At 43.0% G+C, this 16,046-nt stretch carries 12 protein-coding genes and 1 pseudogene; all 13 read right to left on the bottom strand.

The window, feature by feature from the left end; genetic code table 11:
- Positions 1-17: 17 nt before the first annotated feature.
- Positions 18-1,997, bottom strand: coding sequence for an eCIS core domain-containing protein (locus tag AACU32_RS23685; RefSeq protein WP_096603672.1), 1,980 nt, complete (start codon positions 1,995-1,997; stop codon positions 18-20).
- A complete protein-coding gene (locus tag AACU32_RS23680) occupies positions 1,994-2,236 on the bottom strand; it encodes a hypothetical protein (RefSeq protein ID WP_096603671.1) in 243 nt (80 codons plus the stop codon). Before AACU32_RS23680 ends, AACU32_RS23685 begins: the two co-directional genes overlap by 4 nt.
- Positions 2,233-4,254, bottom strand: coding sequence for an ATP-binding protein (locus tag AACU32_RS23675; RefSeq protein WP_096603670.1), 2,022 nt, complete (start codon positions 4,252-4,254; stop codon positions 2,233-2,235). The genes AACU32_RS23680 and AACU32_RS23675 overlap by 4 nt, the downstream gene beginning before the upstream one ends.
- Positions 4,251-5,465: a DUF4255 domain-containing protein gene (locus AACU32_RS23670; RefSeq protein WP_096603669.1), complete on the bottom strand. Its 1,215-nt coding sequence runs from the start codon at positions 5,463-5,465 to the stop codon at positions 4,251-4,253. The genes AACU32_RS23675 and AACU32_RS23670 overlap by 4 nt, the downstream gene beginning before the upstream one ends.
- A complete protein-coding gene (locus AACU32_RS23665) occupies positions 5,462-8,539 on the bottom strand; it encodes a hypothetical protein (RefSeq protein WP_096603668.1) in 3,078 nt (1,025 codons plus the stop codon). Before AACU32_RS23665 ends, AACU32_RS23670 begins: the two co-directional genes overlap by 4 nt.
- A gap of 28 nt (positions 8,540-8,567) precedes the next feature.
- A complete protein-coding gene (locus tag AACU32_RS23660; RefSeq protein WP_096603667.1) occupies positions 8,568-9,302 on the bottom strand; it encodes a T4 family baseplate hub assembly chaperone in 735 nt (244 codons plus the stop codon).
- 336 nt (positions 9,303-9,638) lie between these two features.
- Positions 9,639-10,169 (bottom strand): phage tail protein, encoded by a 531-nt coding sequence (locus tag AACU32_RS23655; protein WP_096603666.1) that lies wholly within the window; start codon positions 10,167-10,169, stop codon positions 9,639-9,641.
- Between the two features lie 109 nt (positions 10,170-10,278).
- Positions 10,279-12,159, bottom strand: a complete 1,881-nt coding sequence (locus AACU32_RS23650; RefSeq protein ID WP_096603665.1) for a phage tail sheath subtilisin-like domain-containing protein — start codon at positions 12,157-12,159, stop codon at positions 10,279-10,281.
- Between the two features lie 36 nt (positions 12,160-12,195).
- On the bottom strand, positions 12,196-12,336 hold the full coding sequence (locus AACU32_RS23645; RefSeq protein WP_339378210.1) for a hypothetical protein: 141 nt from the start codon (positions 12,334-12,336) through the stop codon (positions 12,196-12,198).
- 613 nt (positions 12,337-12,949) lie between these two features.
- A pseudogene (locus tag AACU32_RS40775) lies at positions 12,950-13,039 on the bottom strand (hypothetical protein); the annotation flags it as partial.
- Positions 13,040-13,103: 64 nt separating this feature from the next.
- The gene (locus AACU32_RS23640; RefSeq protein ID WP_096603664.1) at positions 13,104-14,252 is read right to left on the bottom strand and encodes a BMP family ABC transporter substrate-binding protein; all 1,149 of its coding nucleotides are present in this window, start codon (positions 14,250-14,252) and stop codon (positions 13,104-13,106) included.
- A gap of 95 nt (positions 14,253-14,347) precedes the next feature.
- Entirely contained in the window at positions 14,348-14,719 is a 372-nt protein-coding gene (locus AACU32_RS23635; protein WP_096603663.1) for a TSUP family transporter, read from the bottom strand.
- A gap of 110 nt (positions 14,720-14,829) precedes the next feature.
- Positions 14,830-15,816 (bottom strand): acetamidase/formamidase family protein, encoded by a 987-nt coding sequence (locus AACU32_RS23630; protein ID WP_096603662.1) that lies wholly within the window; start codon positions 15,814-15,816, stop codon positions 14,830-14,832.
- Positions 15,817-16,046 lie beyond the last annotated feature (230 nt).

The following is a 16,046-nucleotide window of genomic DNA, read 5'->3' as shown; positions in this document are numbered from 1 at the left end:
TCCTCAAAGAGCAACAATCAGGGTGTAGCCACACTATCAATGATATCTGTAACTCGCTTTGACCATCCTGGCATACTTGTGAGAGCACCTTGTCTCAGTTTAGAGAGTTGATCACTACTCAAACGCTTTACTCTATTTAATATGTCATCATTATTAAACCCATTTAGAAACTCCGCAGCACCCCCCCAATTTCCTAGGGTTTTTGAGCGTTCATAGTTGAAATCCAGATAAATTGCTCTGGTCAATTCTGCTACCTGAGATTTAGGACCAACGTTGGGGTTATTAAGCGCACCTTTGTGAATATCAGCAATTTGCTCTTGCCTTAACCGAGCTAATCTTGCAAGAATATCATCTCTGTTAAATCCATTTAGAAACTCCGCAGCCTGTTGCCAATTTGAAATCTTGATAGCATTTTCATACGCCTCGTTTAATGACAGATACTTGACTTTTACTTTCGTGAGGCCAATCACGCTATGGTAGTTCAACTGTTTGATAGTTGCTAAATTTGTCCAGTCAACATGAACGCAGCCGTGCGAGCTGAAGTTGAGGGGTCCGGCATGTAACGCCTCGCCTTTGTTGTAAAAAACTGCATAACTCATATTGGCTGCTAGATCTTTTGAATATCGTTTATTGGGGCCTTCTCTGTTAGCTAGGTCAAAATCAACCCCTGGTTGCCCAGAGGCTGTGCCGCTGTTATAACCGATACCCTCAATGCGCGAGACTGTAAAAGTGCCGCTGCCAGTTTTACCGAGAGTCTGAGAGCCTCCACTAACGGTAAAACTGAAATCAGGGAGCTTTACCGGATTATCGTGATATTGAACGGAAGCAGTTCCCGATGAGTATTTGTTGCCGCCGCTATCCGTTTTCAGCGAATCGAACTCGACAGTAATTTGTTTGATCCAGGGCTTGGTTTCCTTGTCCTTTTTGACATTAAAGGAATCTTCAATAAGCGTGGCGTCGTCTTGTTTCCCAAAATTAAATGCTCCCGTGTTCCGGTATCGCCTTATTTCCTTACCCTGCTGTACCACATGAGTTAATTCATGAGCAGTCAATTCATCTTTAGCAGGAGCCTTGCCCTGACCAAAGTAAACATCCTGTTTGTGAGTAAACGCCTGAGCATTCAACGCATGGTTCATCTGCACTGCCGTGCTGTCGGTATGAACGCGCACCTGACTAAAGTCAGTCTTAAAGCGCGGTTCCATGAACGATCGCACCTCATCTGGTAATGGACTACCCCCTCCTTTGCTAGCATTCAGTCGACTTTCCAAATCTGCTTGGACTTGAGGAACTCCATTAGGCGATCGCTGGACTTGCGCCTCTTTTTCACAACTCTCACACTTTGCTTGAATTGGCTCGTCTTCTTCTAATGTTTCCTGACGCTGCACAATCGGCGTAATGGTTTCTACCAAAGGTTTGGTTTGAACCTCTTCCTGCTCCTCTTCAGTCTGGCGTTGAATGTTGGGAGTTGCTGGAGGAGCCATACTCATTACCTGTTCAGCAACGCGATCGGCTTCCTGTTCATATTGGTCATTTGGTTGTCCAATCGTCAGCTTGGGCTGAACAGGCGCTGCTGGTTCAGTTACCTGTGTTGATTGAGCATTACGAATGGCTTTGAGATTATCCGGTAATCCTGTTTGATTAGGGATTTTTGATTCTTCCTGAGGCTTAAGTGATTTACTCTCAGGTTTTGCCTGTACTGCCTGTGACTGTTTTTGAGTTGACTGGGCAAAAGCGGACGCATGGATCTGTTCTACCTCATCTTTTGCCACTCTGTCTGTTTCTTGCTCATACCTATCTGTCTGAATGTTTGGTAAACTCCCGCTATGAATCGGCACCTGACTAAAGTCATGCTCAAACCGCGATTCCCTCAATATTCCCGGCTGTACCTGTTCCCGATCAGCAATAGAACGCACCGCCGCACGCTGTAAAATCCCACTCACCAGAGGAGTTTCACCCTGCGACTGCCGATTAATCTGCCTAATTTGCCGACTAGTCATAGATTCATTCCTTGATAAATAGCTTGAGCAATTTGTTGTCCCATCTGGCTGGGATGGCTTTTAGGGGCTACTTCAATGGTCGGGATAGATACATTTGGTTGCCAATTTTTAGGTAATTCTTGGGATGCTAACAATTTTCCTAGTTCTGTTTCTACTGTGGCTTTTAATAATTCGCGTTGGCTGCGGGGAATATCCAATCCATCTAAAATTAACTTTTCAATATGTAAATTAATATTCATATCTTTGCTCCTGTAGTTTCTGAAGCGCGAAAATCGGCTTCATTAATTGCTCGCTCTAATTTCCTGTACTCCATTCTGGTGGCTGCAAGTGCGATCGCCATTGTCACCGCAGTTCCAACATTAGCAGCCATAAAGGCCGCATTTAACACAATGTTATGGATGCTACCTCCGGCTAAATTAAACTGACTCAGGCGGTTAAAATCTAAATTCTCTATTGGTGTTGCGGCTGGAAATGCTTTCTGCCAAATCAGCTTCCGTTCTTTCGCACTCGGAAAGGGAAAGTTAACAATAAACCGCAGACGTCGCATAAATGCAACGTCTAAAGAACTTTTCATATTTGTCGCTAGGATAGCTAAACCTCGATATGCTTCTATGCGCTGTAATAAATAGTTAATTTCAATATTAGCGTAGCGGTCATGGCTGTCTTTCACTTCACTGCGCTTGCCAAATAAAGCGTCTGCTTCGTCAAAAAACAAAATTGCACCGCCGTCTTCGGCTGCGTCAAATAACCGTCGCAGGTTTTTCTCGGTTTCGCCAATGTATTTACTCACGACCGACGATAGGTCAATGCGGTATAGATTAAGACGTAATTCATTAGCAATTACCTCAGCCCCCATTGTCTTACCAACGCCGCTTTCCCCAGCAAATAAAGCACTGATACCCATACCTCGGTTCATGCGTTGATGAAATCCCCACTCTTCGTATACTTGATGGCGCGATCGCACTTGGTCGGCTATTTGATGTAATAAGTTAGTCTCTTCTTTGGGTAAAACAATATCATCCCAAGTGGCTTTGGTATCTATTCTTTGCGCTAAGTTCTCTAGTTGCGGACGGGTAATCAAAAGACAAGCATCCCACAGGGAATTTTGGATTGTAGAATCAGTATCTGTACTGTTTGTATAATCACTAAATGTTTCTATTTTTACTTGCTGAGCAATCCGATCAATGGTGACTGAGTTGAGGTTGAATTGACCTGCGAGTAATTGGGGTGTGCTATTAGCTACTTTTCCCAGCACAGATTGCCAAGCTGTTACTTGTTCTGTGGCGCTGGGTTTGGTAATATCTATATTAATGCTGGGACGACTCAAGCGTTGCTTTGGTTCGCGAGTATCGAGAAACACCAGGCTGTCGCTGCGAGCGAGAAAGCGGTGCAGTGGCGAGGCTAAACCTTGACTTGCTGATGCACCTTCTACTTCGTTAGTATCCAGATATAAGGCTATGGGTAAAAGTAAAGTTTCTCGCTGCCAAAGTCGGGCAAAGATTTCCAATTCACTGGCTTGGGTTGGTAGCAGTTCCACGGGTAAGCGGTAGAGATGCAAACCCATTTCTGTGGCTGTTTGTTGGGCGATGAGTTGTTTGCTGAGGGAATCTGCGCCTAATAATTGAATTATCGGTGGCGATCGCCAATAGGTAGAATGTTTGAGTTGCTGAATTATCGCTGCTGCTAACTTTTGCTGGGAAGGTGGTAATCCAACTTCGCTCTCAGATGTTTCCAGCGGTACTAACAGCGGGGCGATGCGATCGTCTAAATATGTTAATCCTTTGATATAATTAACAATGCGTTCGTCTGCTCTTAATGCACTCGTAGTCAGAGGTTGGGCAGCAGGTTGATTGATTTCGATTAATCGCCAGTAACGTAGGGGTCTTTCTGGTGAAAGTACATCCCAAACTGGTTCATCCAAGCAAGCAAAAGCTAGGGCAAAGGTGGGATAAGGGCGATTGAGGTTGTCTTGGGCTTCGGCGCAAAGGTTAGCAATCCTGGTGTCTAGTTCCATCGCTGCGCACAGTAGCAAAACTGTCTGTTCAAACTCGGAGAGTCCAAACCGTTGAGCAAGCAGTACCAAAGCTGGGGGTGTTTGGGTGTTTTCTGCTGCTGACATCGCTGCTTTTGCGTGGGCGATTTCTGCGTTTGAGACTTTTTCTAAATGCGCAATTTGCTGTAACCGCAGACGTATCCATTTGACAGCGACTGAAAGATAATACTCGTTTTCTGTTTGCCAGCGTTCCATGTCGTTCATGACAATGTTACCTTTTGTCTGGGGTCAAAGACGGGGGGTTTGACAGAACGGTCAATTAATAAGCTATCTACACCATCAACACGCAGGCGGACAAAGTAATTACCTACAGGAACTTTTGTCAAGTCAAATGTTAGGGTATTAGTTTTGTCTAGTAATTCTGCGTCTGTATCTTGTTCGGGTAAAATTTCGCGATCGCTCAATAATAATGCTACACTTTGCTCTCGCCAAACTTGGGGGCTAAAGGTGAGATTGAGCGATCGCCCATTCAAGGTAATTTCTTGCAGTTGCGGTGCTACAGTTAAGGGTAAGGTGTTGGTAATTTGCTCTTTACCATTTCGCAGCAGTTTCACCTTCACTGTATAAAATCCGGCTGGTATATCTGCTGCTTGGTTTGGTAACTCAAATGTCATGGATTGAGATTTCGTTTGTTGCTGGAGTTGGATTTGAATTGGGTTTGACAATCTGGGATTTTGCAAAAATACGATCGCTCTTTCATCCTCACTGTCTAAATGATGACCTTCTATGGTGATGGTTTCAGCCAAGCGGGCGCTTGGTTGTTGGTTAGGAATTTGCAATGTTTCCAAGGTGGGGAAGGGGGGAATTAAGTCAGTTTGCGCATATACGCCATAATCCCCAACCCCTCGCGTTAACACTGGTAAAGGTGATTTGATTCTTAAACCACTGTCAATCAAAACTACAGAAGCTTCATAAGCAGCAGAAATCCGGTATTGAGTTTGAAAAGTCGTCCACAATTTCGATATATCTTCTAAATTCAAAGGTTGCAGTGTCAGGCGGACTTTTTCGATTTGATTTTGTAAATCGCTTTCACCCAAGGTATTTTTAATTAATACTGGGTCTAATACTGGGTAATCGTGTAACACTTGCATGGCTTTACCTAACAGCCGATGACTCAAGACATCATCATTATCTTTGCCGTAAGCAGTCAGCAGATAGTTAAGATTCAACGCTAAGGGCGGTTGTCCGATTTCCCCAGGTTTGACTCGCGGCGGAAAATCCCGATTTCGCAAAGCCGCATTCGGGAGAACCTGATAAAGAAAAATATTAATTTGATTGCCATTGTCGCTATTTTCTCTGGCTTTATCTGGTGGTTGCGTTGTCACTACACCACTTCCCAATTCCTGGGCGATCGCAGAGGCGATCAGGTTGCGTAGTGTCGCCGTCACAGCGGCGATCGCCACAGAGTTACTCATGCTTTACCTCCTTGGCGTTGCTTTAGGTAATCTTGCAAAGAGACAGATGGCTGACGAGGAGTAGATTTATTTTTTGCTGTTGCTGCTGTGGGCGCAGGTTTTGAACGCACTTCAATCTTGCCAATTGTTACTGTTACAGTCGGTGGTGAAGCTCTCGAAGTTTCTTGCCCATTTTCCAATTGAGTATCATTTTCTAAATAAGGCGATCGCTCAAAGGACATGACAACTAATGGCTTGATTTTTGTGTCGTTTTGGCTTATTATAATTTCCGACGGTACTCTAGCTTGAAATTCCAAATTATGAGAAAAGCGATCGCTTTTCAGCATCCGTCTATCGACTAAGGGAGTAACCGCAGTGGAAGTAGTTACAGCCTGATTGCTTTGAGGCTTTTGAGAAAATCCAGAATTTGCCGTTACAGGTAAAGGTATAGCTGCACTCACCTGGGAAGTATGTTGTGCTAGCTGGCGCTCTTTGGGTGGTGTGATATCAGGTACTGCACCTATTACCGATGGGAACTCCGAAGCCCCTACAGCGAGGGTGACTTTTCCTGAGTCATCTTGGCGTGGAGAAACAACAGGCGCGACAGCATTTACCGGTACGACAGATGGTGGTGATAAGTTCGAGTTTGAAGCCGTGGGATTGACTGTAATTGCTGGTGTTGAGGAGTTATTTTGGCGTGAGGAAATAAAGGGCGGTTGATTCTCTAGCGGTGAGACTAATGGAATCGCCGCATTTGCAGAAACCATAGATGGCGGTGATGCAGTTGACGGTGAAGAATCAAAACCTGGAATATCTTCTGATTGTGAAACCAAAGGCGATTGATTTTCTCGCGGTGAAACTACAGATGACGGTGATGTGGTTGAAGGTGAAGAATCGAAACCTGGGGTATTTTTTGGTTGCGACACTAAAGGCGATTGATTTTCTCGTGGTGAAACTACAGGAATCGCCGCATTTGCAGAAACTACAGATGGCGGTGATGCGGTTGAAGGTGAAGACTCCAAACCTGGGGTATTTTTTGGTTGCGACACTAAAGGCGATTGATTTTCTCGCTGTGAAACTACAGGAATCGCCACATTTGCAGAAATTATAGATTGCGGTGATGCGTTTGAGGGTGACGATTCAAAACCGGGAGTATTTTCTATTTGTGAAACCAAAGGTGATTGATTTTCTGGCGGTGAAACTACAGATGACGGTGATGCGGTTGACGGTGAAGACTCCAAACCTGGGGTATTTTTTGGTTGCGACACTAAAGGCGATTGATTTTCTCGTGGTGAAACTACAGGAATCGCCGCATTTGCAGAAACTATAGATAGCGGTGATGCGGTTGAAGGTGAAGACTCCAAACCTGGGGTATTTTTTGGTTGCGACACTAAAGGCGATTGATTTTCTCGCTGTAAAACTACAGGAATCGCCACATTTGCAGAAATTATAGATTGCGGTGATGCGGTTGAGGGTGACGATTCAAAACCGGGAGTATTTTCTAGTTGTGAAACCAAAGGCGATTGATTTTCTCGTGGTGAAACTACAGATGACGGTGATGCGGTTGAAGGTGAAAAATCGAAACCTGGGGTATTTTTTGGTTGCAAAACCAAAGGCGATTGATTTTCTCGCGGTGAAACTACAGGAATCCCTGCATTTGCAGAAATTACAGATGGCGGTGATGCGGTTGAAGGTGAAGACTCCAAACCGGGAGTATTTTCTGGTTGCGACACCAAAGGCGATTGATTTTCTCGCGGTGAAACTACAGGAATCGCCGCATTTGCAGAAACTACAGATGACGGTGATGTGGTTGACGGTGAAGACTCAAAACCTGGAATATCTTTTGGTTGCGACACCAAAGGCGATTGATTTTCTCGCGGTGAAACTACAGATGACGGTGATGCGGTTGACGGTGAAGAATTAAAACCGGGAATATTTTCTGGTTGTGAAACCAAAGGCGATTGATTTTCTCGTGGTGAAACTACAGGAATCCCCACATTTGCAGAAACTATAGATTGCGGTGATGCGGTTGCGGGTGAAGATTCAAAACCTGGAGTATTTTCTGGTTGTGAAACCAAGGGCGATTGATTTTCTCGTGGTGAAACTACAGGAATCGCTGCATTTGCAGAAACTATAGATTGCGGTGATGCGGTTGATGGTGAAGACTCAAAACCTGGAATATCTTTTGGTTGCGACACCAAAGGCGATTGATTTTCTCGTGGTGAAACTATAGATGACGGTGATGCGGTTGCGGGTGAAGAATCAAAACCGGGAGTATTTTCTGGTTGTGAAACCAAAGGCGATTGATTTTCTCCTGGTGAAACTACAGGAATCGCCCCATTTGCAGAAATTACAGATTGCGGTGATGCGGTTGCGGGTGAAGAATCGAAACCGGGAGTATTTTCTGGTTGTGAAACCAAAGGCGATTGATTTTCTTGCGGTGAGACTAGAGGTAAATTTACCTGATTTATGAAAGACTCAGAACCCTCTAGAGATTGGGAAGCTAAAGGTGTAGCCGCATCTACTTGTCGTTGCACAATATTTTGTGTAGACGTTGTAGGTATCATATTAGACCCGTTATCAGCCGATGCAAACGCTGGAGATGGATTTAATATAGAGTTTTCATTATCTATATATTGTGATAAATTTACATTATTATTCTGTGTTTCTACTAAAGACGCGATCGCCTGCGAGTTTGCATCACCTACCTCTGATTGTTCATTCTCAGGATTAGCTTGCCACATTTGACTATAAAGCAATCTGGATATTGCGCCTGAAGAATTATCACCTGGAACAAAAGAAGATGAGGAATTTTCACGATCGTGCATCATCAAACTATCTTCCCCTTTGCCCTCTGTCTGCTCGCTGAGCGAAGTCGTACCCCTTCGGGGAAGCAAGCTACGCGTAGCGTCTCCGACAGGAGAAGTCTGCCATCCGCCTTCTTCTATAATGGGTGAATAGTCGCTATTGATAGAAGATTGGGGAGCGAATAAAGAAGCGATGGCTGCGCCAAAGCCCCCGGCTAACGCAGGTTGGATGACTGGTGTTAAACCCAGAGTACGTGCAGCCAATGTAGTCAGAAAATCAGCAGACATATCCGCCTTTGATAATAATTGTGAAAAATCAACTTAATAAATCCAAATAAAAGTTTCGTCGGGTTGTACTCATAGATAATATATCTACTTCCCGCCAACCATAATATCGCGCCAGTGTATGAACTTCCCTGAGCAAGCGTTTAGCTTGTGTATTCAGTTCACTCCAGAAAAAAGCGACAATATCAAATAACACCTCACTCGAATGACTACAACTCGGACAAATCAAATTTAGTAAAATTTCCGCTTGCGAGTCATATTCAGCCATAGATTTTGCTAACTGGGTAATCACAGTAGCAGGTAAATCACTGTAATTAATCTCAATTCCTGCACATTGAGTTTGCAGCACACAACGCTTTCCAATTAAATTACGCACCACATTTAAATCTTGATAACCAACCACAGCCGCCAAATCCTGACTATTAGGTAAGCGAAACCTTAATTGATATTCACCAGAAATTAACGAATATTCTTGTTGTACTGCTGTTAATTGTTCTGCAATTAAAATATCTGCCACACCTAGAGTAAATTCTAGACGTTCACCACATTTTGGACATTCAGCATAACTTTCCATCTGAGAACCGAAAGTAAGTTTTCTCAGATTTAAAAGATATGCATCTCGTTGTCCAATACTTAAATTAGCTAATTCTGATGCCGATTTTTCTGGACAAGCAAAAGCCAGGAAAGTCAGCGCCCGATCAATAGGATGTTGAGTCTGAGCAATTTCCCAGATTTGTAAAATTTGATAACCAGTCAAAGAACGCATAACTCAAATAAAAAACACTCGTAGTCTTCGCGCAGCGTCTCGTTCGCCGTAGGTGTCTCGTAGAGAAGAGAGGACTTCAGTCCTCAAAATTTGGACTAAAGCCCCGACTACAAACCAACATCAATACAGAAGGTAAAAAACCTTTCAACAAAAAAATTGTTTTTTTCCTTGTACTTTCCAAGTAAAAAAATATTCCCTTCCCATTGTCAACAGTTAACAGTTAACAGTCAACAGTCAACCGCGCCGCACTGAGCTTGTCGAAGTGTTAACCATTAACCGTCAACGAATTTAAGCGGAATAATTTATTTTTTGGAGTTCCCTAACGCTAATTAATCTTTAAGATGGTTCGACGAAACTTGGCTCAGTTGGTTCAGTCACATCATAATCACGTTCCCAACCTTCATTTTGCAATTTAATGCTTTGAATTGCCACAACATTAGCATTAGCATCTAAGTCAGGTAAAGCTTGAAATTCTGATACCCAACAGCGGAATACTTTATAGGTTATAGCCACCTGTCCCGCCTCATTCATCAATTCAATAATGATGTCCTTACGAAAGTCTTTGAGAGATACTTCTGCACCTAAGCCAGAACCATAATTCCAGACTTTATTAGCCCATTGTTCAAAGTCTTTATCATGGGTAACGCCCCGTTCTAAAGTAATCGCTTCATACTTGGTTTGTCCTGGTGAATGACGGGGACTGCTGGGGTCGCCGCCTTCGCGGTGGGTAACTACTTCAGTGGTGCGTTTAAGCGCACCAACTTTACTGATTCCAGCCACATATTTACCTTCCCACTTCACACGGAATTTGAAGTTTTTATAGGGATCAAAACGTTGTGCATTAACAACAAATTGGGGTTGCGGCATAAATTTAAGTTTCTCCTATTGAGTCGGACAAAAATGACTGTTAACTGTTAACTGTTAACTGTTAACTGTTAACTGTTAATAGCTTTATAGTGTAAATATGTACACTATACTAAGTAGCAATTTGACCAGCAATTTGCTGGAACTTAATAATTACAAACTCAGCAGGTTTTAATGGTGCAAACCCAACTATAATATTAACGATACCAAGGTTAATATCATTCTGCGTAGTTGTTTCACTATCGCACTTGACAAAATAAGCTTCTTTAGGCGTTTTTCCTTGAAAAGCTCCTTGGCGGAACAAATTATTCATGAAAGCGCCGACATTCAAGCGAATTTGCGACCACAGAGGTTCATCGTTAGGTTCAAAAACTACCCATTGTGTACCTCTATAAAGACTTTCTTGTAAGAACAACGTCAGACGACGCACCGGCAGATATTTCCATTCCGAGGCTAAACGGTCAGCACCTTTGAGGGTTCTTGCACCCCAAACAATATTTCCATATACCGGGAATGTCCGCAAACAGTTGACACCCAAGGGGTTTAACTGACCATTTTCCCCATCTGTTAGTTTGTCAGTTAATTGTCTGACTCCGTTAAGAACAGCGTCTATTCCTGCGGGTGCTTTCCAAACACCACGCGCCGCATCTGTACGCGCCATAACACCCGCTAATACGGCGGAGGGAGGAAACTCTTCTAAGCGGTTTTCTTTGAGGGGGTCTGGTATTTTCACCCGTGGGAAGTAGAGAACTGCGTTTTCATTTCGCAAATCAGCCACAAAATTATCTAACCCGCTTGTGACATCAGCAGCTGTTCTCCAGCTAGATGGCGGGTCAACCAGGAGGATTGCACGCCGTTTTTTACAATAAGCAAGTGCTTGAGACCAGGTACTACTACTAATGTCCTTGTCACGATTTACAGGTGGGATGCACAGTAAATTAAACAAGTCTGCTTTTTCTAAGGCAAAAATTCCAGTTTTGGCACCTTCTTGCCCAACATAAAAACTATCGTCTAGTAGTGGGTCGCCATTGCTACCTTTACCTGTTAATTGGTCACTTGGGGGATTTCCATCCCGATCGAGTGTTGTTTCATCTGGTCGTCCAGGTATGGTTTGGGCTGGATTAGCAACACGTACAAAGCTTGATTCTACCTTCAGGACATCGACAACATAGCGAGTTGAAGAAGAATTGATCGAAATATTGCGAATCTTCTCAGCCGCTATCTGTTCACCGTCAACATATCGAACTGTGAGGTTAAATAATTCTTTGTCATCCGAGTCAGCAGTGTCATAATCAACTATTGCTTGGAGATTGTTACCCCACTCTCCTTCACTTGATGCTTCTAGGACTAAGTAATCTTTAGTCTCCGTACCTTGAGAGTCTTTAGTTGTTCTTGGTAGGCTGATGGTAGCTGCTACTCCTGGATTCCTACTACCTGAGAATGCCTGATCCGTAACCGCATCTGGTCGGGTACCAGGTGCTTGGCCTTTGACACGCACAACTTTACTTGCGGACTCATCGGCCTTCAGTCTGTTAGCAACTTCATCAGGTTTGATATCGTTAATAGTGGCAACAGTCTCAGTATCCTTTTTGATAATCAAATTGAAATTATCTGCGCCGTTATTACTAACAGTCGCTTTCAACTTTTCACCTTCACTCCCAGGTTGAACAGCCTCCAAAGTTAGGGTGTCGTTACCAGCTTTTAATTTAGTAGTAGCCCTGACTCCCGGATTAGCTACACGCACAACTAGAGCATCAGAACCGCCGTTGAGGAAGAATTGCTGTATGGCATAACTCATTGTGCTATCGATGGAGAGACCGCCAAATTGACGCTCAAAGTCGCCAAAATTTTGAATTCTCACCGGTTCGTTGACAGGCCCTTTGAATGCTGTCCCAATGAAGGCGGTAATTGAGGTTGCTACCCCAACTATAGTCCGAACGCCACTAGGTATCTCCTCAATGTAAACACCAGGATAGGTTGGTGTAATTGGCATAATTAATTCCTTTGATTAGATATCGTAAATTCCAGTTCACAAGCGATCGCTCTTTGCTGCAAGTTCAAGCAGTTGCAAGGGTGCAGCCGTTCGATGATTTGCTGACACACCTGACAAATTGGGGATTTCTGCCAATAAATATCCCTTACAGCCTTTTGCTGAAGTGAGTTTTTTCATCCAACCTCACGCCCAATCCCTCTTTTATGAGGAGAAGAGAGCAAAAAGACTAATTTTTTCTTACTCCTCTTTTTCCTCATAGCAGAGAGAGGGAGTGTGAGGTTTATCGAATAAGTCCGAAATCAGTTGTGAAAATCTCTCCTTTGTTTTCCTGTATGTACTCTGGGCAAGGCACATAGATACATCCTGAGTGTATTGGTTAAAAACCACACTAAGTTGTTAAGTCTGCACCTCTATGTATTGTTTGACTACCGAGCTTTGACAGGCACCGAAAATAAATGTAGTAATAAGTACTCAACTTTGTTAATAAAAGCTGAGATGTAACCGAAGTTAGCCATGAAAATGACCCATTAATAATAAAAGCAGGTTTTAATAGAAAAAAGACAATTTTGTAAAAAAACAACAAACTTCCTTTACATATCATGTAGTAATATTCACCATCTATTACAGAGATGGGGGCAGGGGGACAAGGGGGACAAGGGGGACAAGGAGGACAAGGAGAGAAGTCTGAGCGCCGATGTCCGGCGTTAGCGAGGTACGAGCGTCTGGTTTCTCCCAAGGGGAGACGCGCAAGGGACGGAGGGACAAGGGAGAAGTAACCATTGACAACTGACTAATAACTCACTTGCCAAATTCTGATCGTCTTATCCTCACTGGTACTGGCTAGGGTTTGCCCATTGGGACTCATATCCAACGATAATAGACCGCCAGTATGTCAGGTGAGAGTTTGCAGATGAGGAAACCCCGCCCCGACAATTTGGGATAATTTATCCTAAAATTTCTGCTCTTGGAATTGAGCCTTCAATTCCCTCAACATACCAATCCATTTGCATTTGTCCTTGATCGTCCAGCACTTTGCCTTTAGGAACACGTACTACTCCCGTTTGGTCTTTTATCGGGCCATTAAAAGGATGAGCAGTACCTTGAATAAATTGTTCCCGTTTAGCGTTGACTAATTGCTGGACATCGCTAGGAATTACCTGATTCATCGGGGAAATATCTACCATACCTTGACCAATACCACGCCAAACCTTTTGCGGCTTCCATGTATTGTTGATCGCAGCCAAGGCTGTATCTGTATAAAATTTTCCCCATTTATTAATTGCTGATGTCAGGTGTGCTTGGGCTGCAAATTTACTCATATCGGTATTGTAGCCAAAAGCATAAATACTTTTCTCAGCGGCTAGTTGCATAACAGCAGCAGAGTCAGTGTGTTGTGTCAGCACATCTGCACCTAAATTGATTAAAGCTTGGGCTGCTTCCTTTTCTTTCGCTGGATCGAACCAACTTTGTACCCACAGTACCCTAACTTTCGCCTGAGGATTTGTACTTCGCAGTCCTTGGGTAAATGCGCAGATCCCGCGAATTACTTCCGGGATGGGATATGCACCAATAAAACCAATAACATTGGATTTTGTCATCTTACCGGCAATCATGCCAGTTAAGTAGCGTGGTTCTTCCAAACGTCCTAAATAAGTGCCGACATTAGCAGCAAGTTGGTATCCTGTACAATTTTCAAATATAATCTGCGGAAATTCTTTGGCAACCTTAATTGTTGGGTTCATGTAGCCAAAGGAAGTTGTAAAAATCAATTTATTACCATCTAGCGCTAATTGCCGAATTACTTTTTCAGCATCAACACCTTCTGGGACATTTTCAATAAAAGTAGTTTTAATTTTATCTTGAAGATTCGCCTCCATTTCTCTGCGACCGAGATCATGGGAGTAAGTCCAGCCAAAATCACCAACAGGTTTTACATACACAAATCCCACTTTTAGGGGTTCGGTGACTACTACAGGTGAGGCTTGAGGAGTGGCTTCGCTTTGTGATGGAGAATTTCTAGGTGAAAGACAACTATTCAAAGCCAAGCTATAGCCTGCTAAAGTCGCATATTTGAGAAAATTCCGACGATCCATTGTTAAGCAATTGAACATCCATAACATTTGCTGCTAATTGTATTTAGGCGATCGCTTGCCAAATACCTGATAATGGCTATTACTTAAAGGATTCCTCAGCGATTGAGTAAATAGCGCGCACCTAAAAGTAGTAAAAAAATGCCATACAGTTTCTTCATAGTTTCGCTGCTAATAAACGGCTGATTTGCAAACAAAGCGCCAAATAAATTGCCCACTACTAAACCAGCTGCAATAATCACAGCATATTTGATATTTAGTTGACCATTGCGATAGTAAACTGCTGCTCCTAAAATCCCAATTGGTAAAATTTGTGCAGCAATTGAAGTACCTGTGGCAAACTTTTGATCTAGACCCATTATTAACACCATTGCTGGCACCATGATTGCGCCGCCACCAATACCAAACATCCCACCAGCAACACCAGCTACTAAACCGATTACCAACAATTGAATGAGAATATTAGACATAATCAATGCTCTTTAGATGTTAATTTACTGGGCTTTGTGTCAGTTGTCAGTTGTCTTTCATGTAAATACAGTTGACTAATAACCAATGACCAATGACCAATGACCAATGACTATTGATTATTGACTATTGACCAATCAGCAATTTCCTGAGATAAAATAGATTTAGGCAGCATCCCATGCACTCCTTTTTGGGGACTGTTAACCACTTGCGTAATCCGAAAATTTATAGCTAAACTACATAATACATATGCATCCTCTGGTGATAAATTAACGAAGCGTTCCAGGAAATTAATCATATTATTTAAAGCTTGTTCTAAGGCGGCATCTAAAGTTTCACCAAAGCCCATTGTGATAATATCAGTAGGAGTTTCGCCAATTGGTGTTTTTAAATCCCAACCTTGACGAAGATTGAGCTTGATTGTACCATTCATAGAAGTTTCAATAGCCGTGACATTCACTTCCCCATCACCTTGTGCTGCATGACCATCACCGAGAGAAAATAACGCACCAGGAACAAAAATTGGCAAAAATATCCGACACCCTGCTTGTAGTTCTCGGTTATCAATATTACCTCCATAAGCACCAGGGGGAATAGAAGTCCGAGATGTTTCTGGGGTAGCAACACCAAGGATACCAAAAAATGGTTTGAGGGGAATTTTAATACCACTACCACCAGGAAACTCAGCAATATTATTTTCTAAATCGAGGGTAATAAATCTTAAAGCTGGTTGATTAAACCTTTGTGGTAAAGCGCCCCAACCTGTACGAATTGCATTGAAGCCTACAGGTAGACTGGGAGCGATCGCTTCTAATTCTACTTCTAAAACATCTCCAGGTTCCGCACCCCGCACATAAATTGGCCCTGTAAGTAAATGAGGCCCCCCCGCAATCTTACGTTCTGAGGGCAAATTTTGGCAAATATCGAGAAATTCTGGTGTAAAAAACTCTGGTGGTGCTTTGTCATAGACGTAATAACCGCTGTAAGTTTCCACCTCAATTGTGTCACCTGAATCAACAGTTAGTGCTGGGGTTAGCAAATCAGAAAAACCACCAAGATGAACTGTTTGTTTGGTAGCTTTTAAAATATGATGAGTCATCTTACCATGATTCTGATTCTGTAGTATTAGTTAAATTAATATACAAGCAGATTGCAGATTTATACAGTAGTTTCTTAACCAGTTTTGCTATTACATTTAGTAACTACCCCAAAAAAATAGGATCAAGCAATCGCCCGCTTAGTTAAGTTATTCTGCATCTGGCAGTGAACCTGTGATCCCAGAACACAACTCTACAAGCTGGCATTTATGCCAATCATTTCAAATCATCG

The organism is Calothrix sp. NIES-2100 (assembly GCF_963875285.1).
In the GTDB taxonomy this organism is placed as follows: domain Bacteria; phylum Cyanobacteriota; class Cyanobacteriia; order Cyanobacteriales; family Nostocaceae; genus Aulosira.
The sequence above is the reverse complement of the archived record's forward strand: the minus strand, read 5'-3'. Positions and strand labels throughout refer to the sequence as shown.